Source organism: Herbaspirillum huttiense (assembly GCF_004367745.1).
GTDB classification, from domain to species: Bacteria; Pseudomonadota; Gammaproteobacteria; order Burkholderiales; family Burkholderiaceae_D; genus Herbaspirillum; species Herbaspirillum huttiense.
This window is the reverse complement of record NZ_CP037993.1, coordinates 2,451,843-2,475,191: the sequence shown is the minus strand read 5'-3', so window position 1 is coordinate 2,475,191 and position 23,349 is coordinate 2,451,843. Positions and strand designations below refer to the sequence as shown.

General features: G+C 61.9%; 24 protein-coding genes and 1 tRNA gene. 12 read left to right on the top strand and 13 right to left on the bottom strand.

Annotated features, from left to right (window positions below):
• The first annotated feature begins 90 nt into the window (after positions 1–90).
• Together E2K99_RS11270 and E2K99_RS11265 are read left to right on the top strand one after the other, a co-directional pair.
• Positions 91–894, top strand: a complete 804-nt coding sequence (locus E2K99_RS11270; RefSeq protein ID WP_134222256.1) for a cystine ABC transporter substrate-binding protein — start codon at positions 91–93, stop codon at positions 892–894.
• A 95-nt stretch (positions 895–989) separates the two neighbouring features.
• Entirely contained in the window at positions 990–1,649 is a 660-nt protein-coding gene (locus tag E2K99_RS11265) for an amino acid ABC transporter permease (protein ID WP_199900340.1), read from the top strand.
• 97 nt (positions 1,650–1,746) lie between these two features.
• Here the strand turns inward: E2K99_RS11265 and E2K99_RS11260 are convergent, their stop codons facing one another.
• Complete coding sequence (locus tag E2K99_RS11260) at positions 1,747–2,028, bottom strand: hypothetical protein (RefSeq protein WP_039788314.1); 282 nt, start codon at positions 2,026–2,028, stop codon at positions 1,747–1,749.
• A 189-nt stretch (positions 2,029–2,217) separates the two neighbouring features.
• On the opposite strand from E2K99_RS11260, the gene ompR reads away from it, so the two are divergent.
• From ompR to E2K99_RS11245, 3 genes are read left to right on the top strand one after another with little or no spacing between them, the layout of a single operon-like run.
• Positions 2,218–2,976 carry an osmolarity response regulator transcription factor OmpR gene (ompR, locus tag E2K99_RS11255; RefSeq protein WP_134222255.1) on the top strand — a complete coding sequence of 253 codons (759 nt, stop codon included), beginning with the start codon at positions 2,218–2,220 and terminating at the stop codon, positions 2,974–2,976.
• A 37-nt stretch (positions 2,977–3,013) separates the two neighbouring features.
• Positions 3,014–4,375: a sensor histidine kinase gene (locus E2K99_RS11250; RefSeq protein ID WP_205703774.1), complete on the top strand. Its 1,362-nt coding sequence runs from the start codon at positions 3,014–3,016 to the stop codon at positions 4,373–4,375.
• Entirely contained in the window at positions 4,368–4,937 is a 570-nt protein-coding gene (locus tag E2K99_RS11245; RefSeq protein ID WP_134222253.1) for a flagellar protein FlhE, read from the top strand. Before E2K99_RS11250 ends, E2K99_RS11245 begins: the two co-directional genes overlap by 8 nt.
• A 14-nt stretch (positions 4,938–4,951) precedes the next feature.
• Here E2K99_RS11245 and radA read toward each other — a convergent pair whose 3' ends face one another.
• Both radA and alr read right to left on the bottom strand, forming a co-directional pair.
• Positions 4,952–6,337 (bottom strand): DNA repair protein RadA, encoded by a 1,386-nt coding sequence (radA, locus tag E2K99_RS11240; protein ID WP_134222252.1) that lies wholly within the window; start codon positions 6,335–6,337, stop codon positions 4,952–4,954.
• 83 nt (positions 6,338–6,420) lie between these two features.
• Positions 6,421–7,500 (bottom strand): alanine racemase, encoded by a 1,080-nt coding sequence (alr, locus tag E2K99_RS11235; RefSeq protein WP_134222251.1) that lies wholly within the window; start codon positions 7,498–7,500, stop codon positions 6,421–6,423.
• A gap of 268 nt (positions 7,501–7,768) precedes the next feature.
• Here alr and lplT point away from each other — a divergent pair, with 268 nt between their 5' ends.
• Positions 7,769–9,040, top strand: coding sequence for a lysophospholipid transporter LplT (gene lplT / locus E2K99_RS11230; protein WP_121039922.1), 1,272 nt, complete (start codon positions 7,769–7,771; stop codon positions 9,038–9,040).
• A 33-nt stretch (positions 9,041–9,073) separates the two neighbouring features.
• Here the strand turns inward: lplT and E2K99_RS11225 are convergent, their stop codons facing one another.
• The 4 genes from E2K99_RS11225 to tsaB are packed head-to-tail and all read right to left on the bottom strand — an operon-like array spanning position 9,074 to position 12,327.
• Positions 9,074–10,084 carry a DUF1853 family protein gene (locus tag E2K99_RS11225; RefSeq protein ID WP_134222250.1) on the bottom strand — a complete coding sequence of 337 codons (1,011 nt, stop codon included), beginning with the start codon at positions 10,082–10,084 and terminating at the stop codon, positions 9,074–9,076.
• 13 nt (positions 10,085–10,097) lie between these two features.
• Positions 10,098–11,117 carry a uracil-DNA glycosylase gene (locus tag E2K99_RS11220; protein ID WP_134222249.1) on the bottom strand — a complete coding sequence of 340 codons (1,020 nt, stop codon included), beginning with the start codon at positions 11,115–11,117 and terminating at the stop codon, positions 10,098–10,100.
• On the bottom strand, positions 11,114–11,611 hold the full coding sequence (gene rimI / locus E2K99_RS11215) for a ribosomal protein S18-alanine N-acetyltransferase (RefSeq protein ID WP_039788325.1): 498 nt from the start codon (positions 11,609–11,611) through the stop codon (positions 11,114–11,116). Before rimI ends, E2K99_RS11220 begins: the two co-directional genes overlap by 4 nt.
• Positions 11,608–12,327: a tRNA (adenosine(37)-N6)-threonylcarbamoyltransferase complex dimerization subunit type 1 TsaB gene (gene tsaB, locus E2K99_RS11210; protein WP_134222248.1), complete on the bottom strand. Its 720-nt coding sequence runs from the start codon at positions 12,325–12,327 to the stop codon at positions 11,608–11,610. Before tsaB ends, rimI begins: the two co-directional genes overlap by 4 nt.
• Positions 12,328–12,438: 111 nt before the next feature.
• Between tsaB and E2K99_RS11205 the strand changes: the two genes are divergently transcribed.
• Entirely contained in the window at positions 12,439–12,867 is a 429-nt protein-coding gene (locus E2K99_RS11205; RefSeq protein ID WP_034329278.1) for a thioredoxin family protein, read from the top strand.
• Positions 12,868–12,904: 37 nt separating this feature from the next.
• On the opposite strand, the gene E2K99_RS11200 is transcribed toward E2K99_RS11205, so the two are convergent.
• Entirely contained in the window at positions 12,905–13,816 is a 912-nt protein-coding gene (locus E2K99_RS11200) for a LysR family transcriptional regulator (protein ID WP_039788330.1), read from the bottom strand.
• Positions 13,817–14,066: 250 nt separating this feature from the next.
• Here E2K99_RS11200 and E2K99_RS11195 point away from each other — a divergent pair, with 250 nt between their 5' ends.
• From E2K99_RS11195 to E2K99_RS11175, 5 genes are all read left to right on the top strand, one after another.
• The gene (locus E2K99_RS11195; RefSeq protein WP_034329281.1) at positions 14,067–14,345 is read left to right on the top strand and encodes a DUF4148 domain-containing protein; all 279 of its coding nucleotides are present in this window, start codon (positions 14,067–14,069) and stop codon (positions 14,343–14,345) included.
• A 529-nt stretch (positions 14,346–14,874) separates the two neighbouring features.
• Positions 14,875–16,128: an aspartate kinase gene (locus E2K99_RS11190; protein ID WP_006462578.1), complete on the top strand. Its 1,254-nt coding sequence runs from the start codon at positions 14,875–14,877 to the stop codon at positions 16,126–16,128.
• A gap of 143 nt (positions 16,129–16,271) precedes the next feature.
• A tRNA-Ser gene (locus E2K99_RS11185) sits at positions 16,272–16,365 on the top strand.
• A gap of 222 nt (positions 16,366–16,587) precedes the next feature.
• On the top strand, positions 16,588–16,875 hold the full coding sequence (locus tag E2K99_RS11180; protein WP_134222247.1) for a type II toxin-antitoxin system RelE/ParE family toxin: 288 nt from the start codon (positions 16,588–16,590) through the stop codon (positions 16,873–16,875).
• A 9-nt stretch (positions 16,876–16,884) separates the two neighbouring features.
• Complete coding sequence (locus E2K99_RS11175) at positions 16,885–17,196, top strand: HigA family addiction module antitoxin (RefSeq protein ID WP_134222246.1); 312 nt, start codon at positions 16,885–16,887, stop codon at positions 17,194–17,196.
• Between the two features lie 32 nt (positions 17,197–17,228).
• On the opposite strand, the gene sodC is transcribed toward E2K99_RS11175, so the two are convergent.
• The 5 genes from sodC to rdgB all read right to left on the bottom strand — a co-directional run bounded on the left by sodC (position 17,229) and on the right by rdgB (position 23,275).
• Positions 17,229–17,765 carry a superoxide dismutase family protein gene (gene sodC, locus E2K99_RS11170; RefSeq protein WP_034335522.1) on the bottom strand — a complete coding sequence of 179 codons (537 nt, stop codon included), beginning with the start codon at positions 17,763–17,765 and terminating at the stop codon, positions 17,229–17,231.
• A gap of 259 nt (positions 17,766–18,024) precedes the next feature.
• Positions 18,025–20,097, bottom strand: a complete 2,073-nt coding sequence (locus E2K99_RS11165) for a putative bifunctional diguanylate cyclase/phosphodiesterase (RefSeq protein WP_134224079.1) — start codon at positions 20,095–20,097, stop codon at positions 18,025–18,027.
• Positions 20,098–20,102: 5 nt separating this feature from the next.
• Positions 20,103–21,302 (bottom strand): EAL and HDOD domain-containing protein, encoded by a 1,200-nt coding sequence (locus E2K99_RS11160; protein ID WP_134222245.1) that lies wholly within the window; start codon positions 21,300–21,302, stop codon positions 20,103–20,105.
• Between the two features lie 141 nt (positions 21,303–21,443).
• A complete protein-coding gene (hemW, locus tag E2K99_RS11155) occupies positions 21,444–22,688 on the bottom strand; it encodes a radical SAM family heme chaperone HemW (protein ID WP_039788337.1) in 1,245 nt (414 codons plus the stop codon).
• Positions 22,685–23,275, bottom strand: a complete 591-nt coding sequence (gene rdgB, locus E2K99_RS11150) for an RdgB/HAM1 family non-canonical purine NTP pyrophosphatase (protein WP_134222244.1) — start codon at positions 23,273–23,275, stop codon at positions 22,685–22,687. The genes hemW and rdgB overlap by 4 nt, the downstream gene beginning before the upstream one ends.
• Positions 23,276–23,349: the final 74 nt, after the last annotated feature.

Sequence of the window (23,349 nt, the reverse complement as noted above, 5' to 3'; positions counted from 1 at the left end):
AAGCCAGCCCTTGCAGTTCGGCAAAACGAGGGCATCATTGCGCCCTGGCCGCAGCTTTTGTGGCGAAAGTTTTTATAAGGACATGAACATATGAAGAAGAATATCAAGCAATGGCTGCTGGCCGGTGTCGGCGCAACCCTGCTGGCGTCCAGCCTGAGCGTGTCGGCGGCGGACCTGCTGGAATCGGTCAAGAGCAGCGGCACCCTGAAGGTGGCGCTGGAAGGCAACTACCCCCCGTTCAACTTCAAGGATGCCAAGACCGGCGAACTGACCGGTTTTGAGGTCGATGTGGCCAAACTGCTGGCGGCCAAGCTCGGCGTCAAGCCGGTCTTCACCACCACCGAATGGAGCGGCATCCTGGCCGGTCTGGGCGCAGGCAAGTACGACGTCATCATCAACCAGGTCGGCATCACCGACGAACGCCAGAAGGCTTTCGACTTCTCCGATCCGTACACCCTCTCCAGCGCCCAACTGATCGTGCGCAAGGATGAAAAGCGCGAATTCAAGAGCCTGGACGACCTGAAGGGCAAGAAGCTGGGCCTGGGTCAGGGCACCAACTTCGAACAGAAGGCCAAGGCCGTGGCCGGCATCGACGTGCGCACCTATCCGGGTTCGCCCGAGTACCTCGCTGACCTGGCCGCTGGTCGCATCGATGCTGCCCTGAACGACAGCCTGCTGGTCGGCTACATCCTGAAGTCGACCAAGCTGCCGCTGAAGGCTGGTAGCCCGATCGGCACTGTCGACAAGATCGGCATTCCCTTCCGCAAGGGCAATCCGGAGTTCAAGGCTGCACTGAACAAGGCGCTGGCCGACATCAAGGCGGACGGCAGCTTCAAGGCCGCTTCCGAGAAGTGGTTCGGCATTGACGTGAGCCAGCCGCCGAAAGCACAATAAGGCGCGCCTGAACTGGCGCTCCCTGCCGCCCGGCACCGTCCGGGCGGAACGACTTATCCCCGCATCGCGGGGATAATTTTTTTATTCGAATGCTTATGGAAATCCTCGAACTGCTGCAGCAAGCCGCCCCGACCCTGGCCAAGGGCGTGGGCTACACCCTGCTCTTCGCGCTGGCCTCGATGGTCGGCGGCCTGGTGCTGGGCTTCGTGCTGGCGGTGGCGCGCATCGTTCCCTGGCGGCCGATCCACTGGCCGGCTGCCGTGTACGTCAGCATGATGCGTGGCACGCCGCTGCTGGTGCAGATCTTCGTGGTCTATTACGGCTTGCCGGGGATCGGGATCGAATTCTCGCCGCTGACAGCGGGGGTGCTGACCCTGAGCCTCAACGCCGGCGCTTACCTCTCGGAAAGCCTGCGCGGCGCCATCCTGGGGGTGACGCATGGTCAGTGGAATGCGTCTTACAGCGTGGGACTGACGTATTTCCAGACGCTGCGCTACATCATCGTGCCGCAGGCAGTGCGCATAGCCGTGCCCTCGATGAGCAATACCCTGATCAGCCTGATCAAGGATACCTCCCTAGTATCAGTCATCACGGTGACCGAATTGATGCTGGCGACCAAGGAAGTCATTGCCGTGACCTTCCGCCCGCTCCCGCTGTATCTGGCGGCGGCAGCCATTTACTGGATCCTGAGCCTGTGCTTCGAAGCCTTGCAGCACCGGCTGGAGAAGCGGCTGGGCAAGGCGCACCAGCACTGATCGCCCGGCCCAAAGAAAAAAGCCCGAATGCGATGCACTCGGGCTTTTTCGTCAGCTTTTTGTTGACCGGGGCGGGAATCTTTCACCCGCACGGAACTCAACGCTTGACGCGGTAGATATCCTGGCCGACTTCATTGATCTGACGGCGCAATTCGCGGCGTTCATCGGCACTGAGCTTGCCGTTGCGGCGCTGGTCCTGGTCGCTGGCAATCTGGTTGCGGTGATCTTGCGGGTTGAAGTCACCGGCATGCTGCCTGAAGTCGCCCGGCTGCCCCGGCATCGGCCGGCCGCCCTGCGGGGGGCCAGCCAGCGCGGCCGCTCCCACACCGAGCGCCAGCATCGCTGCCAGACATAGCTTGTTGACGACTGCAATCTTCATAATGCGATTTTTTCCGGAGACAGAGAATCAGGGAAGAGAAAGCGGTATCGACGTTGCTTTCCCGACGTGATTCCAGTTTAGGCCGCAGGCCGCGATGGTATAAGATGATTAAGGTAAGGTATGTAACAGTTTGTAATGGATCAACAGCCCCGACTTGCTCAAAATCGCCAAGACGCTACCATAGGCAACATGAATACGACCAACGGCAATACTAATACGACAACATCCGCCAATCAATTCAAAGTGTTGGTGGTGGATGACGACATCCGCTTGCGCGACCTGCTGCGCCGCTATCTGACCGAGCAGGGTTTCAACGTGGTCACGGCGGAAAACGCCCAGGCCATGAACAAGCTCTGGATCCGCGAACGCTACGACCTGCTGGTGCTGGACCTGATGCTGCCCGGCGAAGATGGCCTGGCCATCTGCCGCCGCCTGCGCGGTGCCGGCGACCAGACGCCCATCATCATGCTCACCGCCAAGGGCGAGGACGTGGACCGCATCATCGGTCTGGAAATGGGCGCGGACGATTACCTGCCCAAGCCCTTCAACCCGCGCGAACTGGTGGCGCGCATCAATGCGGTGCTGCGCCGCAAGGGCCCGGACGAACTGCCGGGTGCGCCTTCGGAAACCCCGGAAACCTTCGAATTCGGCGATTTCATCCTCGATCTCGGTACACGTACGTTGAAGAAGAAGGGCGAAACCATCTCCCTGACCACCGGCGAATTCTCGGTACTGAAGGTATTTGCACGCAACGCCCGCCAGCCGCTGTCGCGCGAAAAGCTGATGGAAATGGCGCGCGGCCGCGAATATGAAGTTTTTGACCGCAGCTTGGACGTGCAGATCTCGCGCCTGCGCAAGCTGATCGAACCCGATCCGGCCAATCCGCTGTACATCCAGACCGTGTGGGGCCTGGGCTATGTCTTCATCCCGGAAGGGAAACCGCGCTGATCTCCCGCTTCACCCCTGACCTGCAGGCCGTTTGCCGATGAAAACCCGCCCTCAAACCGGATGGTTCAGCAACGGCCTGTTCTGGCGCACCTTCTTCCTCCTGACCTTCCTGATCACCGCCAGCATGGTGGCCTGGGTGGCCAGCTTTCGCATGGTCGAACGCGGACCGCGTGCGGAACAGCTGGCCGCGCAGATCGTCTCGGTGGTCACCATCACCCGTGCGGCGCTGACGCACTCGGCGCCCGAGATGCGCCGGGAACTGCTGTTCGACCTGGCCAGCAATGAAGGCATCCGCATCTACCCGCTGGAAAAGAGCGACCGCATCGTCCCGCCCGAGGATTCGCCCATTGTCCCGGAACTGGAGTACTACGTGCGCCAGTCGCTGGATGAGAACACCATCTTCGCCTCCAGCGTGAATGAAGTGGAAGGCTTCTGGATCAGTTTCAATATCGACGATGACCAGTACTGGCTGATGCTCGACCGAGGAAGGCTGGACCGCACGTCCGGCCTGCAATGGCTGGGCTGGGGTTCGATTGCGCTGTTCCTGTCGCTGATCGGTGCGGTCTTCATCTCCACCCTCATCAACCAGCCGCTGGCGCGCCTGACTGCGGCCGCTCGCGCCATCGCCAAGGGACGCCAGCCCGAGCCGCTGCCGGAATCCGGCCCGACCGAGATCGAGGAGGCCAACCGCAGCTTCAACCAGATGGTGGCCGACCTCAATCGCATCGAATCGGATCGCGCCCTCATCCTGGCCGGCATCTCGCACGACCTGCGCACGCCGCTGGCGCGCATGCAGCTGGAAGTGGAGATGGCCAACCTGTCCGATGAATCGCGCGACGGCATGCATTCGGACCTGGCGCAGATGGACGGCATCATCGGCCAGTTCCTGGACTACGCGAAGCCCTTCGATGCCAACAGTCTGGAAAGCATCGACCTGGCCGGCGTGCTGGGAGATGTGGCCGCCAAGTCTGCCCGCCTGTCGGACGTGAAGCTCACTACCGAGATCACGCCAGCCACCGAAGTCGCCGGCAATGGCACCGAGCTGGCGCGTGTCTTCAGCAACCTGATCGAAAATGCACGCCGCTACGGCAAGACGCCCGGCACCGACTGCGCAGAAATTCATCTGCGCAGCCGCATCGAAGGACATCAGGTGGTGGTGGAAGTATTCGACCATGGCTCGGGCGTGCCCGAGAGCGAGTGCGAACGCCTGCTGCGCCCCTTCACCCGGCTCGATACCGCACGCGGCCAGGCCAATGGTTCGGGCCTGGGACTGGCGATCGTCAACCGCATCGTGCTCAAGCACAATGGCAAGCTGGTGTTGAAAGGGCATGAAGAAACCCACGGCGGCCTGCTGATCCAGATTTCCCTGCCCTTGAAGGGCCATCGCCGCCATGCCTGAGCGGGCCCTCCACTGGCGGCACCTGCCCTGCCTGCTGGCAGCCGCCCTGCCCGTCCTGGCCATGGCCCAGACCTACGCGGATCGCAACCTGAGCGTTCCCGCTGCCGGCAGTGAGGGCAGCAAGCGTCCCATCGTGATCATTTCGCCGGTCATTCCAAACGGTCCCTCGCCGCTCAGCATTGCCCCGCCACAGGGCGGTCCGGCAGGGGCTTATGCTTCCGACGAGCCAGGCCCGGACATCCGCGCCCGCAACGCCGACTACATCACGCAATTCAAGGTGGTGGGACAGATACCGGCCGGCGCAATCATCCGCAAGGTCAGCTGGCGCTATACGCTGGCCAGCAAGCCGCCCGGCTTCGAGGCCAGGCTGTGCTGGAAGGATGCGGGGGTATGCTGGGACGTAAGCCAGGCCAATGCCGGCAGTACCGAATTCTTCAATGGCCGCGACGCCGGCCAGCCTTTCCAGCTGCACTACAGCGTGCGCGGAACGGCCCGCACAGGTGAACCGCCCATCAAGGGCGAAATGAACCAGGTCATCGTCACTTTCGACGCGCCCGGCTGATTCAGTGATCCGGTTCAGGCAGCGTAATCGTCGATCTCGCGCGCCTTCTGCAGAGCGTCGTCGATGCGCTCCACCGGAATCACCTTCAATCCCTCAATAGCCTGCTTGGGTGCATTGGCCTTGGGAATGACCGCAATCGAGAAGCCCAGCTTGGCGGCCTCGCGCAGCCGCTCCTGGCCGCGCGGCGCTGGGCGGATCTCCCCAGCCAGACCCACTTCACCGAACACCACCAATCCGCGCGGCAAGGGCTTGTTGCGCATGGAGGAATTGATCGCCAGCAGCACCGCCAGGTCGGCCGCCGGTTCGGTAATCTTCACCCCGCCGACCGCATTGATGAAGACATCTTGGTCGAAAGCCGCCACCCCCGCGTGGCGGTGCAGCACCGCCAGCAGCATGGCCAGGCGGTTCTGCTCCAGACCGACCGACAGGCGGCGCGCGTTGGGAACGTGCGAGCTGTCCACCAAGGCCTGGATTTCCACCAGCAGCGGACGCGTGCCTTCCTGGGTCACCATGACGCAGGAGCCGGGGACCTGGTTTTCGTGCTGCGAAAGGAACAGCGCAGAAGGATTGGAGACCCCCTTCAGGCCCTTCTCGGTCATGGCAAACACGCCCAGTTCGTTCACTGCGCCGAAGCGGTTCTTGAAGGCGCGCACCAGGCGGAAGCTGGAATGCGTATCGCCCTCGAAGTACAGCACCGTATCGACGATGTGTTCCAGCACGCGCGGACCGGCCAGCGCACCTTCCTTGGTCACGTGGCCGACCATGATGATGGTGATGCCGGAAGTCTTGGCCACCCGCGTCAGTTGCGCCGCGCATTCGCGCACCTGCGCCACCGAGCCGGGGGCCGAGGTCAGCGCATCGGAATAAATGGTCTGGATGGAATCGATCACGGCCACTTCGGGCTTGTGCTCGGCCAGCGTGGCGAGGATCTTTTCCAGCTGGATCTCGGCCTGCAATTGCAGTTCACGGGCATCCACCGCCAGGCGCTTGGCGCGCAAGGCGATCTGCGAACCGGACTCTTCGCCGCTCACATAGAGTACCTTCTTGAGCCGGGAGATATTGGCCAGTGCCTGCAGCAGCAAGGTCGACTTGCCGATGCCGGGATCGCCGCCGATCAGCGCCACTCCGCCCGGCACCAGGCCACCGCCCAGCACGCGGTCGAATTCCTCGATCCCAGTGCCAAAGCGCGGCACGTCGATCGCTTCGATATCGGCCAGGCTCAGTACCGGTGCGGTCTGCGCCAGGCTTTGCGGGGTCGACGAATAGCGATTCCCGCCACCGGTGTCCACCAGCGTCTCGACCAAGGTATTCCACTGCCCGCAGGCCGGACACTGCCCGGCCCATTTGTTGCTGACCCCGCCGCATTCGGTACAGGTGTAATTGGTCTTGACCTTCGCCATCGTCGCCTTGCTGTTCTCTGCTCTAACTTGGTATGCCTGCTGAGGCTTCCCGGAAATCTGCCAGGAAGTTCATCTATTTTTGTTCAGTCCACCTCACGCACCGCCACCCGTGGGGCCAGTGCGCACATCAGTTCATATCCGATCGTACCCGCCGCAAAAGCGACCTCATCGATGGGCAATTGCTGGCCCCACAGCTCGACGCGGCTGCCGACACTCGCGCCGGGAAGTTCGGTCAGGTCCACGCACAGCATGTCCATCGAGACCCGCCCGACGGTGCCGGTCTTGATACCGTCGACCAGCACGGGCGTGCCGGTCGGTGCATGGCGCGGATAGCCGTCGGCATAGCCGCAGGCGACCACGCCGATACGCATCGGCTTGTCCGCCACGAAGCGGCTGCCGTAGCCGATGGCTTCGCCCGGGGGGATGTCCTGCACGCCGATGATCTGGCTTTCCAGCGTCATCGCCGCGCGCAGGCCGAAGTCGGCGGCACTGCCACCGCCCGGGGTAGCGCCGTACAGCATGATGCCGGGGCGTACCCAGTCATGGGCCAGTTCGCCATGCATCAGGTCGGCAGCGGAATTGCAAAGGCTGCGCGCGCCGGGCAGCCCTTCGGTGCCGGCCTGGAAGCGGCGTACCTGCTCGGAGAGCGGCAAGGACGGGTTGAGCGCATCGTCGGCATTGGCGAAGTGGGTCATCATGGTGATGCTGCGCACGCTGGCGATCTTGCTCACGCGCGCATGAGCGGCGTGAAAGGCCTCGGGCTTGAAACCCAGGCGGTTCATGCCGCTGTTCATCTTCAGGTGCACATGGAAGGCGGCTTCGGTGACGAATTGTTCCAACAGCGCAATCTGCTCCTCACAATGTACGGCGAACTGGATATCGTGGCGAGCCAGCACCGGCAAGTCATCGGCATCGAAGAAACCTTCCAGCAGCAGGATGGGCTTGGTCCAGCCCAGCTCGCGCAGGCGGACTGCATAATCCGGCTCCACCAGCGCCAGGCCGTCGGCATCGGCGAAGCCGCGCATGGCGCGTTCCAGCCCGTGGCCGTAGCCATTGGCCTTGAGCACGCCCCAGACGCGGGCGTTGGGCGCATGGGCGCGGGCGACGGCAAGATTGTGTTGAAGTGCGGAAATGCTGATGGAAGCGACGATCGGTCTTGGCATGATATCCAGTGGCAGTAACGAGGGCAGATGGCTCACAGAGGGCCTTCGCGGGTAGGCGAACGGCCGATCTCGGCTGGCAATGCGCACGGCGGGCAGCAAGGCCGCCATGGGCCTGCCTGTCGCGGTTCGCCCGGAAGTTTTTGTCCAGCGGGGAACAAGCGGGCATTTTACCGGACGAACATCTTTATGGTTGGACTTATGACGGAGCGTGCATGGTTTCATGGTATAAAGCTACCCGGACATCATTTGTTATACATCTTGGACAGGGATGAATCGCGGTTTCTATACCATCATGGCGGCGCAGTTCTTTTCGTCGCTCGCCGATAACGCGCTGCTGATCGCCGCCATCGCCCTACTTGCCGAAATGCATTCGCCAGCGTGGATGACCCCGCTGCTGAAGCTGTTTTTCGTGCTTTCCTATGTGCTGCTGGCGGCCTTCGTGGGCGCCTTCGCCGACGCCTTCCCCAAGGGCAAGGTCATGCTGATCACCAACATGATCAAGATCGTCGGTTGTTCCCTCATGTTCTTTACCGTGCATCCCCTGCTGGCCTATGCAGTGGTCGGTTTCGGTGCGGCGGCCTATTCGCCGGCCAAGTACGGGATCCTTACCGAACTGCTGCCGCCGGAAAAACTGGTCGCGGCCAATGGCTGGATCGAGGGACTGACGGTGGGCTCCATCATCATGGGCACGGTCCTTGGAGGGGCGCTGGTCAATCCCAAGATTTCAGCGGTGATCCTCAGCTTCGACTTCCCGATGGTCGACCTGCCCATTGACACCCCCACCGAAGCGGCCCTGTGCATCATCTCCTGCATCTACATCGTCGCCGCCCTCTTCAACTTCTACATTCCTGATACCGGTGCCCGCTACGAGCACCAGGAACGCAATCCCATCCGCCTCATCGTCGACTTCGCCGGCTGCTTCACCACCCTGTGGAAGGACAAGCTGGGCCAGATCTCGCTGGCCGTGACCACGCTCTTCTGGGGCGCCGGGGCGACATTGCAGTTCATCGTTCTGAAATGGGCGGAAAAGTCGCTGCACATGCCGCTGGACAAGGCCGCCATCCTGCAGGGCATCGTCGCCGTAGGCGTAGCTCTGGGCGCGGTAGCCGCCGCCCGTTTCGTGCCGCTGAAAAAATCACTGACCGTCATGCCGCTGGGCATCATCATGGGCATCGTGGTAATGCTGATGACCACCACCACCTCGGTGTGGGTGGCCTATCCGCTGCTGGTGATCGTGGGCGCGCTGTCGGGCTACTTCGTGGTGCCGATGAACGCCCTGCTGCAGCATCGCGGCCACGTGCTCATGAGCGCAGGCCATTCGATTGCCGTCCAGAACTTCAACGAGAACCTCTCGGTGCTGACCATGCTGGTGCTGTATGCCTTCATGGTGCGCATGAACCTGGATGTGAATACCGTCATCATCATCTTCGGCTCCTTCGTGGCCGGCATCATGTATCTCATCATGCGCCGCCATGCCGCCAACCAGCGCGAGCATGACTCGCTGGCGCTGATCGGCGAGGACAAGCATCCCCACCACTGATTTCAAGATGGATTGAAGGTCTGGACCGGCGGTTCAGACCGGCACGACGGCGTGCTGCACCGTTGCGGCGGCACGCGCTTCCCACTGCGGCGGCACGACGAAGCCGCGCATCACTTCCAGCCATTCCGGTTCAGCACCCCGCTGCAGGCGGCATTGCGCCACCATGACCGGACTGTCGTCGGCACTGAACATGTCTTCCAAGGTGCCCTGCAGCTGTGCCAGGGTCATGCCCTGCCCGGCTGGAAGGCGCGCCGGTGCCAGCCAGGACAGTCGCGGCAGGACGGCATAGCACATCGTCTCTTCCTCAATACGTGGTAGCGAGGCCGCATCACACCAGAATCCCCGGCAATGATCGGCAGCAATGCCCATGGTGGGCGGCAAGCTCAGCGCCGCATCCAGCGGGTAGAACAGCCATCCCTTGACCAGGGCGCGCGCCGCTACCACAGGAGCCGGCAGTACCGCCTGGGCGGCCGGATGTTCGGAAAGCTTCAGTTGCTGCTGCATGATCTTGCGCATCTTGCGGCCCAGCGAATCGGCCAGGTTGGGACCGACGAAGGCATCCGCCTGCGCCGTGGCGGCCAGATCCCGCGCCTGCAAGAGATAGAACTTGGTGGCGAACTCCCAATGCACGACACCGCCGTCGCTCTCCGCCTCAGGGGAACGGATCAGGAAATCGAATTCGCCGAGTGTTTCTCGCGTCGGTCCCTGATTGCGGACCTGCAAATTGGCCGCGACCAGGCAGTCCTGCTGGCGCAGATAGAAACCGAGCAGCTTTTCGGCATACCGGCCCAGGCGCCCTGAGGGCTGTTGCGCCAGGTGGGCGTGCAAGGCGGCATTGATGGCCGGATCGTATTGCAGGTCGTGCAGCCAGCCGGCCACCTCGGGTGACAGCTGGCCCAGCGTGGCGACCCGGCCCTCCCAGCAGACGGGCTCCGGCGCCAGCAGATCGGGCGCATACAACAGCCAGGCCAGTGCGCGCACGTGCGGATCCCGCAGATCGGGCCAGCGCTGGTGGAACCGCGCCTGATGCGAGCTCAGGTCCATGCCGGGCATCGCTTCAGCGGGCTTGCGCAGCGTAAGTGCTCATGGCCAGGCACAGGTCGGCCCAGGCCTTGCTCTTGTCGGTGAGCGTGCGCAGCAGATAGGCCGGGTGGTAGGTCACCACCAGCGGCAGGTCCTGATAGCGATGCACCGTGCCGCGCAGACGCGAAACCGGCGTGGCCGGATCCATGCCCAGCAGCGAAATGGCTGCCGTCTTGCCCAGTGCTACCAGCACGGTCGGCTGGATCAGTTCGATCTGGCGCTGCAGATAAGGCAGGCAGGAGGCCACTTCCTGCGGCGAGGGCGGACGGTCGCGGCCGTTGTCGTCGGTGGGACGGCATTTGACGATGTTGGCGATGTAGGCATTCTCACCGCGCTTGACGCCCATGGACAGCAGCATGTTGTCCAGCAGCTTGCCGGCAGGGCCGACGAAGGGTTCGCCCTGCTGATCCTCGTTGCGCCCCGGGCCTTCGCCGATGAAGAGCCACTTGGCCTTTTCATCGCCTACGCCGAAGACGGTATTCTTGCGGCCTTCGCACAGCCCGCAGCGGCGGCACTCAGCAACCTGCTGCTTGAGCTGGGGCCAGTCCATGGCCTTGATGCGGGCAATCATGGGGTCAACGGCCGGGGCGTCTTCCTCGTCGTCGCCCTCAGGGATCAGCATGGGTTCCAGCGCAGTACCGAAGTCCATCTCGTCCAGCCAGGAAGGCGGGCCGCCGTCTTCATCGACCGGCGCACGCGGACGGGCGGGGGCGGCGGGAGCCGGACGAGCAGCAGGCGTGGACGGTTGCACCACCGGCGCAGCGACGGGCGGCTTGGATTGAGCCACGACGGGTTCAGGCGCGATGACCTTGGGCGCATCGACAGGGGCAGCGGGCACGGCCGCGGCCGTTTCCTGAGCAGGCACTTCCGCCTGCGCGGCCTGCACCTCTTCCACCGCCAGCTCACGCCGCACCCAGACCGGGCCAATGCCCAGCGCATCCAGCAGGGCCAGGGAGGAGCCGAAGCCCGGATCTTGTTTCAATTCTTCATTCATAAGGGCAGACTCATGACGATAGCCCCTTCTCGGGTCTGGTTGGCGGCGGGATAGTAATTCTTGCGCCGCCCGATTTCAGTAAAGCCGTACTGGCGATAGACCTTGGCGGCATGCACGTTGGACTCACGTACTTCCAGCAACATGGTCCGCATGTGGTGCTGGCGTGCCAGCCCGGTCGCCTGGTCCAGCAGCATGCGGCCCAGGCCCTGATGCTGATGCAGGGCGGCCACGCTGATATTGAGCAGATGGGCTTCATCCACGGCCAGCATCACCAGGAAGTAGCCCAGCAATTCGCCGTGGGCATCCCGGAGGGTCTGCGCCTGGTAGCCGCTGTAGAGCGAATCCTGAAAATTGCCGCGCGTCCAGGGATGGGAGTAGACGGCCTCTTCGATCCTGACCACCGCATCCAGGTCACTCGCGCCCATGGCCGCAAACTGCAGCCGCCCGAAACGCGGATGCGAGACAGGCAGCGACACGGCCAGTTGCTCGCTCATGCCACACCCTTGGCCGCATCGCGCACTTCGCGCTCGGCCGTGGTCAGGGCCACCTTGTTGCGCAGATAGAGCGGCTGCGCCTGCTGTGCCGGCAAGGCCAGGCCGGCGCTGAAATGCACCTGTCCCAGCGTCGCCACCTGGCGCGCATGGGGCATCGCCTGCGGCTGCACACTGGCGAAGGCGGCCGTGCAGAAGTTGGCGCTGAAATGCTCGGCATACACCGACAAACCATTGCCGCAGGCATGGGGGCGACCTTCGACAGGTACCTGAGCGGCAGACGACAGGGCCGGTTCGGCAAGCGTCTCCCAACCGCCATCGGTACGGGCGCGGTAGCGCGCCCAATAGACTTCACCCATGCGGGCATCGAGGACGGCCAGCACATCGCTGGCCTGCGGATTTTCATTACGGCAGGCTTGGGCTGACGCTTCCAGAGTCACCACCGGGACCACCGGACGGTCACAGCCAAAGGCCAGCCCCTGCACCACGCCGCACGCCGTGCGCACGCCGGTGAAGGAGCCGGGGCCCACGCCAAAGGCCAGCGCATCGCATTGCGACAGCGCCAGGCCGGCATCGGCCAGCAATTGCTGGATCATGGGGAGGATGGCGTCAGAGTGCGTCTGGGTACCAGCAGACTGGCGCGCAATCAGTTCGCCCTGGTAGAGCAAGGCCGCCGAGGCCAGCTCGGTGGAGGTTTCAATGGCAAGAATCGTGGACATCCCGCTATTTTACCGTGCGGCGCGCAATTGTTCGGTGCGTTCGCATCTAAGGTGAGCCTTTGTGCGGCAGCGCAAAACCCTTCGCGCCGAAGGGGGTAAAATAAGCGCGCCATGTCCTACCAGAAATTAGACCAAACCAACCGCCGCCCGCTCGCCGAGGCGCTTCGCAACGACACCTGGGTCGTGGCCTGCCTGTGCGCGAACTGGTGCGGCAGCTGCCGTGAATATGAAGCCGCCTTCCAGGCCTGGGCGGCCCGCTATCCGCAGCATCACTTCGTGTGGATCGATATCGAGGACCAGGCCGACCTGGTCGGCGATCTCGACATCGACAACTTCCCTACCCTCCTGATCGAGCGCGGTGCCACAGTCGCCTTCTTTGGCCCCATGGAACCGGACACCCGCCTGGCCGAGCGCATCCTGCTGGCCCAGGTCGACAAGAGCGACGCCGACCTGCAACGTGAAGCCGCCAGTTCCGCCGAGCGCCGCACCTGGCAGGAAGATTGCAGCCTGCTGGACAAGCTGGCTGATGTGATCGGCTGAAGTTTCCCTCAACGCGCGTCGCTTCTGGTTGCGTACTTCAGGTCAGCCAGGGATCGGTTTCCGGGTGCGGGAAGCGCGCACTGATGAAATCGGCAAAGCTGCGCACCTTGGCCGACAGCAGCCGGCGGCTCGGATACACCATCGAAATCACCACCTGCCCCATGTCAAAGCCGGGCAGCACCTGTACCAGCTTGCCGCAACGCAGGTCATCGCCCAGCGAGTAGGAGGGCCGCAGCACGATACCCATGCCAGCCAGTGCCAGGTCACGCAAAAGCACGCCGCTGTTGGAGACCACCTTGCTGACGATGGGCACATCCATCACGCCGGCCTCAGTATTGACATGCCAGTGATGGCGCAAATATTCATGCGAGAAGTTCAGGCAGCTGTGGCGCGACAGATCTTCGGGCTGTGCGGGCGCTCCGGCGCGCTCCAGGTAGGCAGGTGAAGCACAAAGGATCACCTTGGCTACACCCAGCTGTCGCACGATCATGCTGGCATCGAACTTTTGCATGCTGCTGAAGAAACCGATATCGATGCCTTCCTCCACCAGGTCGATGGAGCGGTCGGACAGATAGACGTCCAGCCCCACGTCAGGATAGATCCCGGCATAGGCAGCCAGCATCTCGCCCAGTTGCGACTGGCCGAAACCGGCATTGGAATAAATCGCCAGCGTCCCGGCCGGACGTTTGGTTTCCATGGACACCAGCGCTTCGGCATCATCGACCTCGGCCAGGATCATGTGGACCCGCTCCAGATAGGCCTGCCCGGCCTCGGTAAGCGAGAGGCGGCGGGTCGAGCGATTGAGCAGGCGGGTACCCAGGTGTGCCTCCAGATCGGCGATGAAACGGGTTGCCACCGCATTGGAAATGTCCAGCAACTCGGCGGCACGCACGAAACTGCCCTGCTCCACCACCTTTGCAAACACCCGCATTGATTGCAGACGATCCATTTTTCAAGTCCCTGATTGTTCCACAAAGAGAAATAGTCAATTCCGATTAAACCTATTTTTCTTCGTCTTCGCAATATTTACACTTCAGTCATCGGTTAGCGCAACGCAACAAAGCAACAAAGATCGCGCTGACCGGCTTCACCAGGTCGCCCACGAGTGGGCTTTCCCACAAGGAGAGCATGGATCACTCCCGCGACTCGCCGGCCCTGGAGAAGAGCAACCCCCACTTACCCAAACAGAGGACATTATCATGAACATCAAGAACATCATCGTTGCCGCCTCCCTGCTCGCCGCTGCTGGTGCCGCCATGGCTGAAGCTCCGTATCCGCCGGAAACCCCGTTCCACTCGACCCAGACCCGTGCTGACGTCAAGGCCGAACTGCAACGCGCTCAAGCCAATCACGAGATCGCCACGCGCAATGAATATCCCATCATCCGCCAAGCCCCCTCGCAACTGAGCCGCCAGGATGTCGCCAACCAAGTGCAACAAGCCAACAGCGCAGCACAAAGCCTGTATAGCGGCGCTTGATCGGAACTGATCCGCATCCGATGTCCGGATGGACCGATTCCGCCACGGCAGTGTTCCGCACCGGCGCATACCCCGCGTTGAACGTGAATGAACGCGAACGAATGCCGACCGCCTGCGTCCGAACCACCGTGCCAGGATGAAGCAATACCGCAGCAACGCACTACCCGCAGTACCGCAGTCCCCGTACCGCAGCACCACCTGCCATGCCGCCACGTCTTGCCGGGCGCATGACAGCTGGTGCACCAGCCCCCCTCCTTCACCTCGTTTGGCTCCCCTTCTTTTTTCACTGATCGCGCCCTGGTCGCAAGTGACGTGCATTCTCACCGCATGAGCCGGCCAGATCGTGCATGACTGATGCATTCAATGCGCTTTTTTGCTGCGATGCGACATGCAAAAATCCCCGGAAAACCTTGTCAAACCGAGCTTTTCCTTGAGATTTTGGCGCACCGCATGTAAAGTCAAGGGTTTGTTCCTTCCCGCCTGGCTCAGGGTTTTCTTGTCAAAGTCGGGCCACCTTTTTTTATCCCCTATGGCTTTATACGTTCACAAATACGGCGGCACCTCGATGGGCTCAATCGAGCGCATCCAGAATGTCGCAAAGCGCGTTGCCAAATGGCACGACGCCGGCCATCAGATCGTTGTCGTGCCTTCGGCGATGTCTGGTGAAACCAACCGCCTGCTGGGCATGGCCAAGGAAATCATGGCCCAGCCCGACGGCCGCGAACTGGACATGCTGGCCTCGACCGGCGAACAGGTCTCGGTGGCGCTGCTGGCCATCGCCCTGCAGGCGCTGGGCAAGCAAGCCGTCTCCTACGCCGGCTGGCAAGTCCCCATCAAGACCGACTCGGCCTTCACCAAGGCGCGCATCCGCTCCATCGATGACGCCAAGGTCCGCAAGGATCTGAACGCTGGCAAGATCGTCATGATCACCGGGTTCCAGGGCGTGGACGCCGACGGCAACATCACCACCTTGGGCCGTGGCGGCTCGGACACCTCGGCCGTGGCCGTGGCCGCTGCCATCAAGGCGGCGGAATGCCTGATCTACACCGACGTGGATGGTGTCTACACCACCGACCCGCGCGTGGTGAGCGATGCCCGGCGCCTGAAGACCGTGACCTTCGAGGAGATGCTGGAAATGGCGTCCCTGGGTTCCAAGGTCCTGCAGATCCGCTCCGTGGAATTCGCCGGCAACTACAAGATGCCGACCCGCGTGCTGTCGTCGCTGACCGACCCGCTCACGCCGCTGGCCGAAGAAGCCGCCTCCGGCACCCTGATTTCGTTTGAGGAAGACAAGAACATGGAACAAGCAACCATCACCGGCATCGCCTTCAGCCGCGACGAAGCCAAGATTACCGTGCTGGGCGTACCCGACCGTCCGGGCATCGCCTACCAGATCCTGGGCCCGGTGGCCGACGCCAACATCGAAGTGGACATGATCATCCAGAACCAGTCGGTGGAAGGCAAGACCGACTTCACCTTCACCGTGCCGCGCGCCGAATATGCCAAGGCTGTGGAAGTGCTCAACAGCAGCGTCAAGGCACACATCGGTGCAGCCGCCATCAATGGCGACACCAAGGTCTCCAAGGTCTCGGTGGTCGGCGTGGGCATGCGCAGCCACGTCGGCATCGCTTCGCAGATGTTCCGCACGCTGTCGGAAGAAGGCGTGAACATCCAGATGATCTCCACCTCGGAAATCAAGATCTCGGTGCTGATCGACGAGAAGTACATGGAACTGGCCGTGCGCGCCCTGCACAAGGCCTTTGACCTGGACAGCGCCAAGTAAATCACGCACCGCGCAAAGCGAAGACCGCACCGGTGAAAAAACAGTGATTTTTTGCAAGACCACTGTTGACCGGATGCAAATGAGAAGATATTATCTCGGTCTTCGCTGAGGCAACGCAGCAATGCGACAACAGCCTTCAGTGTGGAGACGTGGCCGAGTGGTCGAAGGCACTTCCCTGCTAAGGAAGCATACGGGCTTAAACCTGTATCGAGGGTTCGAATCCCTCCGTCTCCGCCAAAGCTTCAAATGAAAAACGGGTCCTGATGGACCCGTTTTTCATTTCCCCTTCCGCTTTATCTCTTCCTCGAAAAACACCCGGTTGTACCGATACATTCGCGGGACTTTCCTGCGCGCAGCTGATTTTTCCGTATAACGCCAGAAGGGACCTGCTGCGATCAAGCTCAGACCCATCCAGAAGTTTATCGATTGACGCTTAACGAATAACGTTATACGCTCACCATGATACTCAGCTTCCGATGCGCAGATACCGAAGCCTTATTTCACGGAAAGTCGGTGCCTCGCTTTGCCAACATCCGTGCTGCGGCCGAACGCAAGCTGCAGATGCTGGATGCAGCTGCTACGCTGGAATTCCTGCGTACGCCGCCAGGCAACCGCCTAGAGTCACTTCACGGCAACCGGGACGGCCAGCACAGCATCCGCATCAACAGCCAATTCCGGCTTTGCTTCATGTGCCACAGCATCGGACGCATCGGAGCATCCCACGTTGAAATCATCGATTACCACTGAAAGACCGTCATGAGCTCTCCCGGCAATCGCATGCGCCCGATTCATCCTGGCGAGATCCTGCGTGAGGAATTCCTCGCACCGATCAACCTGAGCGCCAACGCTTTGGCCATCGCCCTGCACGTCCCGGCCACGCGCATCGGAGAGATCGTCAACGAGCGGCGCGGCATCTCCCCAGATACCGCCCTGCGACTGGCACGCTTTTTCGGTGGCGATGCGCAGTCCTGGCTGAACCTGCAAATGACCTACGATCTCAAGATCGCCCAGCGTGACCATGGCGCGCGGATCGAACAGGAAGTGCGCCCGCTGGAACGCACTTCCTGATCCACATCCTGATGGAATGTCAGGACGAGCGCTTACTGAATCACCCCGCACGCCAGTCGCACACCCCCACCACCCAGCGGAGCCGGATGATCCGAGTGATTATCCCCGCCCACATGCACCATCAGCGCATGTCCGCGCACTTCGGCCAGCGTCTTCAGGCGCGGGGCCAGGACCGGGTTCTCTGCCTTGCCATCGGCCGTGACATACAAGGCCGGCAAGTCGCCCAGATGACCTTCGCCATAGGGACCTTCATGCTTGCCAGTCTTTTGCGGATCCCAATGCCCACCGGCGGCCAGCGCCGGCTCCATCTTTCCATCCTTCTCCAGCGGCGCGCAGGAGGCATTCTGGTGCACATGGAAACCATGCACGCCCGCCGGCAAGCCCGACAAGGCCGGCTGGAACAGCAGCCCATAAGGCGTCTCGCTGATGGTCACCTCGCCCGCCGGGGACGCCACCCCTTGCGCGTTGACCAGGTTCAGCGCCACCTTGAGCGGCGCTTCGGCAGCCATGGCAGCCGAAGCCGCAGATGCGCAGGCCAGCAAGGCCAGCTGTGCAATACGTCGTTTCATGATCGTTCTCCTTCGTTGGTTGAAAGGTGAAGAATAGGCACTGACACGGCAGTACGCCGAAAACCTGAAAAATTGCTGATGATATCTGGACAATATTCTCCCATCAGACCGAAAAACTTCGAGAGAATGCCCGAAGGGATTAAATCTCTCGCAACACGGCCTTCAGCATAGGACCGCATCCGGCGCAGGACAACAGGGGAATCTGGAAGAGAAGCAGCCAGTTGCCGGGCCGCGCAACACCACGCACCGGCTGCCAGCCTTATTGGTCAGGAAGGTCTTCAGCGGGAGCCGACGTTTCCGGCACAAAGTTGAGCTTGCGCCCCTCCAGCAGCATGGCGTGGAAATCCACCGCCGGTATCGGGCGCGAGAAGATATAGCCCTGCAATTCATTGCACCCGGCTTCGCGCAGGAAGTTGAATTGCTTCTGCGTTTCCACCCCTTCAGCGATGACCTTATGGCGCAATTGCTTGGCGATGCCGATGATGGCGCTGGCGATGGCGCAATCATTGGTATCGTCCGGAATGCCCATGGTGAAGGACCGGTCGATCTTGAGCGTATTGATGGGGAAGCGCTTCAGGTACGAGAGGCTGGAGTAGCCAGTCCCGAAGTCATCCAGTGAAATCGTGATGCCCAGGCTGCAGATCTTTTCCATGATGGAAATGACCCGATCGGTGCTGTGCATCAGCATGCTCTCGGTGATTTCCAGCTCCAGCCAGTCACCACTGAGCGAATGGCGGTTCAGCGCTGCACGCACGCGGTCCGGCAGCGAACGGGTGAATTCGCGCGCCGTCACATTCAGGGCGATGCGGATCGGAGCCAGGCCGGCATCCCTCCACGAGCGCGCCTGGCGGCACACGGCATCCAGTACCCAATCGCTCAACTGCACGATCAAGCCTGTTTCCTCAGCAATCGGGATGAACTCACCCGGCAAAAGCAATCCGCGCTCCGGATGCTGCCAGCGCACCAGGGCCTCGCCACCGGTGATCGCCAAGGTGTTCATATCCACCTTGGGCTGGTAGTACAGCAGCAATTCGTTGTATTCGAAGGCGTGCAGCAAACCGGTTTCGATGCGCAACAAGTCCAGCGTGTTGCGATTCATCTCTTCGCTGTAATAGACGTAGCCGTTTTCGTTGTTGTCGCCACCCTGCTTGGCCCGGTACATGGCGATGTCAGCCAGGCGCAGCAGGGTTTCGGTATCGGTCGCGTCTTCCGGATACATGCTCACGCCAATGCTGGCCCCCACGCGCAGCTCATGGCCGTCGATGAAGAACGGATCATCAAACACGGCCAGCAGCTTCTGAGCGACGAAGCCGGGATGGTAATCCTTGTCGATGTCGAACAGCGCTACCGCGAATTCATCCGCCCCCAGGCGTGCCACCACATCCTGCTCGCGCAAGGCGCGGCGCAGGCGGATCGCCACTTCCACCAGCAGCATGTCGCCGGCCACGTGGCCCAGCGTGTCGTTGATGGGCTTGAAGCGGTTCAGGTCGATGAACATCACGCAACCGTGCATGTTCTCATGCCGGGCTTCGGTCAGCGCCTGATCCACGGTGCGGGTGAGCAAGGTGCGGTTGGGCAGTCCGGTCAGGGCATCGTAGTAGGCCAGATGATGGATCAGCTTTTCGGCGTTCTTGCGTTCGGTGATGTCGTTCAGATAGCCGATCAGACCAATCGGATGACCATGCTGGTCACGCATCACGGACAGTGACAGGCTGGCCCAGAACACCTCACCGGACTTCTTGCGGCGACGTACTTCCATCTCGCGGCCACCCTGCTCCAGGAACAGGTCGTGCAGCGAATCCTCTTCCTCTTCGCTCTCGTAGAGGAACAACACATTGCGGCCGATGGCTTCCAGCGCGCTGTAGCCGAACAGCTGCTCGGCCCCGCGGTTCCAGCTGGTGATGAAACCGGCCGGGTCCATGGTGATGACCGACTCGTGCATCTGATTGAGGATCTGCGCCTGCTGCTCCAGCTTGGCTTCGATCTGGTCCAGCGAACGGGCGCGCTTGTCGGTCTCGGCGCGGCGCTGCATCAGGCGGCCAAGGAAAGCCGCCAGCATCGCCAGACGCGTGCGTTCCAGTTCGGTATAGGGGCGGGTCAGCGCCGGAAAGACGAAGTGGCCGAAGCGCGCGCCCTCATGCTCCACCACCTGGCACAGCCCACTGGCCGGCTCCGGCGGCGGGCTGACCACATAGCGGCCACCGGGGCGCTTGAGGAAACCGGACGCAATCCCTCCGAGTGCGGCATGCAAGGCCATGCCTTGCAGGTTCTGCATGGCGTCCAGCAGTGCCGAACAGCATGCCAGATCGTCAGTGCCCACGGAGGAAATCATCGTCATCACGCCTCAGTGCTGACGCGTGTGGCCCAATTGAAGGCCTGGATCAGACAACGGCAATACACTTCGGCATCGAGACCGGCGGCGTCGAGATCGACATGACGCAGCGGAATGCGGCCGTCCTCGGAGCGCTCGACCACGTTCAGCAGTTTGCCCAGCCGGCCGGTACGGTACACCAGCGCATTGACGATATCCACCGGCAGCTTGAGCGGCTCGATGATGTCGTTGAGCGGCATGCCCAGCAAAATATCCAGCAGCGAGAACATGCCGGTGATGAAGGCGCGGTCCAGCTCTTCCTGGGTGCAGTCCACCTTCTGCGCCATCGATTCCATCATCGCCGCGCGTGCCGCGGCACGCGGCAGCAACGGATTGGCGGACTCGTCGCCGGGGAAGCGTGCGTACAGCAGCAACTGCAGCCAGCGCTGGAGCTGGCGGCGGCCCAGCAGGTTGATGGCCTGGGTGAAATTGGTGATATGGGCCGAGAAACCGAAGGCGGCCGAGCTGACCAGCTTGAAGAGCTGATAGGACAAGGCCGGGTCCTGCTTCAGCAGGGATTCCAGTTCATTGGCATCGGCGTCGCGTGCCACCAGCTCCAGCAATTTCAACAGGCGCGCACGGGAAATTGAATTCTTTTGCGACAGGCGGCTGTCGGGATGCAAGGCATAGTCACCCGAGAACCAGCGGAAACCTTCCACCCGACAGGCATCAAACTGAACGGCATCGCCCACGTTCTCGGCCAGGTGCGGGCCACGCAGGCGGTGCAGCCATTGCCCGGTTTCAGGCAGGTGCCCCACCCCGGCGTCCAGCGCCATCGATTCGACAAAGGGAAAAACGCTCGCGCCCTGCGCCGGCAAGCCATCGGCGATGATGGCGAAGCCGCGGCTGTAGAGCCAGTCCAGCGCATTGATCTTGCCCGGGTCCACGCAATGCTCCACCGGCACGCGCAATGCGAGCTGCCCTTGCGGGATCTCTTGCCGGAATTCCGGCGCGAAGACCGCAGGATCACGCACCGGGATGATGCAGCTCAGTCCGCCCAGTGCATCATGCAGATCGAACTCATTGAACAGGCGAGACAGCAAGGCATTGTCGTCTTCGACCGCAGGTGAAATATGCAAGGACAGCGCTGTCCAGACGTGGTGGACGTCCGCGACGGGCTGCAAAAACACGAGTGGAAATGGAACGCTTTTATCCTGAACAGCCATATTTTTATCGTGGCGCGCCGCATTATTTGCTGAGACGCTCTGCAATGTTAAAAAAATATTAACAAGTTTCCCAGCAGAATACTTAATTAAAATTAAATTTTTTCTAAATATACCCGATAAAAGCCACCTTGCAACATGGGTTTATTCTGACAAGAAAATTTCCTGCAAATCATTGAGAAAACGACGCCCAAGATCGGTCGGCCGGATCAAAGCGTGATCGCGATACAACATGCCTTTTTGCTCGGCCAGATTCAGTGATTTTTCGATCTGGTTCAGGCTCATGCCGGTCCGCTCGGCGAAGAGATTCGGTGAGAATCCTTCCGTCAGGCGCAGCGCATTGAGCATGAATTCGAAGCCCAGGGCATCGCGGCCGATTTCCGCTTCTTCCTGGACAGGCGTGCCGGCCTTGGCATGCTCCAGATAGGACTGGGGATGCTTGTAACGCATCTGGCGCACGATGCGATGCGGGAAAGAGAGCTTGGAATGCGCCCCCGCGCCGATGCCCAGGTAGTCGCCGAATTGCCAGTAATTGAGGTTGTGGCGGGCGCGCCGCTTGGGCTGGGCATAGGCCGAGACCTCATAGTTGACGTAACCGGCAGCCGTGGTCAGCTCGGCGATCATGTCCTGCATGTCGGCGCTGGCATCGTCATCCGGTACCGGCGGCGGATACTTGGCGAAGAGCGTATTGGGCTCCAGCGTCAGGTGATACAGCGACAGGTGCGGCGGCGCGAAGGCGATGGCCGTTTCGATGTCGGACTTGGCCTCTGCCAGCGTCTGCTGCGGCAGCGCGTACATCAGGTCGAGGTTGAAATTGTCGAAGTTGGCCTGCGCGATCTCCACCGCCTTGCGCGCCTGGTCGCCATCATGGATGCGGCCCAGGGCATGCAGGTGCTGGCCGTTGAAGCTCTGGATACCGATCGACAGGCGGCTGATGCCGCTATCCCGGTAGGAGCGGAACTTGTCGGCTTCAAACGTTCCCGGATTGGCTTCCATGGTGATCTCGATGTCGCCATCGAAGGGCAGCAAGGTGCGCAGATCCGACAGCAAGCGATCCAGACCGGCGGCCGAGAGCAAGCTGGGCGTGCCGCCACCGATGAAGATCGTATGGATCTTGCGGCCCCAGATCAGCGGCAGCGACTGTTCCAGGTCGCTGCGCAGGGCATCCAGATAAGCTTCTTCAGGGAAACTGCCCTTGACCTCATGGGAATTGAAGTCGCAATACGGGCACTTGCGCACGCACCACGGGAAATGCACGTACAGCGACAGCGGCGGCAAAGCCGTCAGCTGCAGGCTGCCGGGCTTCAGGAAGGCCAGCGCGGCCTGAGCCGGGCCGCTGGCCGCCTGGCCGGCCGGGATGTCGGCCGGGATCGGCTTGATGGGGATCATGCCAGCTTCTCGACCAAGGCACGCAAGGCCTGGCCACGGTGCGAGACGGCATTCTTCTCGGCGGCCGTCAGTTCAGCGGCCGTCTTGCCCAGAGAGGGCAGCAGGAAATACGGGTCATAGCCGAAGCCGCCCTGCCCGCGCGGCTGGTCGATGATCTCACCCTTCCATACGCCATCGGCAATCACCGGTTGCGGATCGTCGGCATGGCGCACGTAGACCAGCACGCAGTAGTAATAGGCGGACTTGTCGGCATGGGCCGCCAGATCGGCGATGAGCTTGGCGTTGTTGCTGGCGTCCGACTTGGGCTCGCCGGCGTAGCGGGCGGAATAGACTCCGGGCGCACCGCCCAGGGCATTCACGCACACGCCCGAATCATCGGCCAGAGCCGGCAGACCGGTCAGGCGGGCGGCGTGGCGGGCCTTGGTCAGGGCATTCTCGACGAAGGTGCCGAAGGGTTCTTCCGCTTCGGGCACGTCGAATTCGCCTTGCGGGCGCACGTCCAGTCCGATGTCGCCCAGGAGACTGGCGAATTCCTTCAGTTTGCCGGCGTTGTTGGACGCCATCACGATCTTTTGCTTGGGTTGCATGTCTGGTCCTGATCTTGGCGAGGCGCGCGGGATGGGCATGACAGCCGCTGCGCCCCAATGAAAAACGCCATGTC

Bases quoted from the DNA above. Each gene is read 5' to 3' on its own strand.
- E2K99_RS11270 (WP_134222256.1), top strand. From the start codon at position 91: ATGAAGAAGAATATCAAGCAATGGCTGCTGGCCGGTGTCGGCGCAACC.
- E2K99_RS11265 (WP_199900340.1), top strand. From the start codon at position 990: ATGGAAATCCTCGAACTGCTGCAGCAAGCCGCCCCGACCCTGGCCAAG.
- E2K99_RS11260 (WP_039788314.1), bottom strand. From the start codon at position 2,028: ATGAAGATTGCAGTCGTCAACAAGCTATGTCTGGCAGCGATGCTGGCG.
- ompR (WP_134222255.1), top strand. From the start codon at position 2,218: ATGAATACGACCAACGGCAATACTAATACGACAACATCCGCCAATCAA.
- E2K99_RS11250 (WP_205703774.1), top strand. From the start codon at position 3,014: ATGAAAACCCGCCCTCAAACCGGATGGTTCAGCAACGGCCTGTTCTGG.
- E2K99_RS11245 (WP_134222253.1), top strand. From the start codon at position 4,368: ATGCCTGAGCGGGCCCTCCACTGGCGGCACCTGCCCTGCCTGCTGGCA.
- radA (WP_134222252.1), bottom strand. From the start codon at position 6,337: ATGGCGAAGGTCAAGACCAATTACACCTGTACCGAATGCGGCGGGGTC.
- alr (WP_134222251.1), bottom strand. From the start codon at position 7,500: ATGCCAAGACCGATCGTCGCTTCCATCAGCATTTCCGCACTTCAACAC.
- lplT (WP_121039922.1), top strand. From the start codon at position 7,769: ATGAATCGCGGTTTCTATACCATCATGGCGGCGCAGTTCTTTTCGTCG.
- E2K99_RS11225 (WP_134222250.1), bottom strand. From the start codon at position 10,084: ATGGACCTGAGCTCGCATCAGGCGCGGTTCCACCAGCGCTGGCCCGAT.
- E2K99_RS11220 (WP_134222249.1), bottom strand. From the start codon at position 11,117: ATGAATGAAGAATTGAAACAAGATCCGGGCTTCGGCTCCTCCCTGGCC.
- rimI (WP_039788325.1), bottom strand. From the start codon at position 11,611: ATGAGCGAGCAACTGGCCGTGTCGCTGCCTGTCTCGCATCCGCGTTTC.
- tsaB (WP_134222248.1), bottom strand. From the start codon at position 12,327: ATGTCCACGATTCTTGCCATTGAAACCTCCACCGAGCTGGCCTCGGCG.
- E2K99_RS11205 (WP_034329278.1), top strand. From the start codon at position 12,439: ATGTCCTACCAGAAATTAGACCAAACCAACCGCCGCCCGCTCGCCGAG.
- E2K99_RS11200 (WP_039788330.1), bottom strand. From the start codon at position 13,816: ATGGATCGTCTGCAATCAATGCGGGTGTTTGCAAAGGTGGTGGAGCAG.
- E2K99_RS11195 (WP_034329281.1), top strand. From the start codon at position 14,067: ATGAACATCAAGAACATCATCGTTGCCGCCTCCCTGCTCGCCGCTGCT.
- E2K99_RS11190 (WP_006462578.1), top strand. From the start codon at position 14,875: ATGGCTTTATACGTTCACAAATACGGCGGCACCTCGATGGGCTCAATC.
- E2K99_RS11180 (WP_134222247.1), top strand. From the start codon at position 16,588: ATGATACTCAGCTTCCGATGCGCAGATACCGAAGCCTTATTTCACGGA.
- E2K99_RS11175 (WP_134222246.1), top strand. From the start codon at position 16,885: ATGAGCTCTCCCGGCAATCGCATGCGCCCGATTCATCCTGGCGAGATC.
- sodC (WP_034335522.1), bottom strand. From the start codon at position 17,765: ATGAAACGACGTATTGCACAGCTGGCCTTGCTGGCCTGCGCATCTGCG.
- E2K99_RS11165 (WP_134224079.1), bottom strand. From the start codon at position 20,097: ATGATTTCCTCCGTGGGCACTGACGATCTGGCATGCTGTTCGGCACTG.
- E2K99_RS11160 (WP_134222245.1), bottom strand. From the start codon at position 21,302: ATGGCTGTTCAGGATAAAAGCGTTCCATTTCCACTCGTGTTTTTGCAG.
- hemW (WP_039788337.1), bottom strand. From the start codon at position 22,688: ATGATCCCCATCAAGCCGATCCCGGCCGACATCCCGGCCGGCCAGGCG.
- rdgB (WP_134222244.1), bottom strand. From the start codon at position 23,275: ATGCAACCCAAGCAAAAGATCGTGATGGCGTCCAACAACGCCGGCAAA.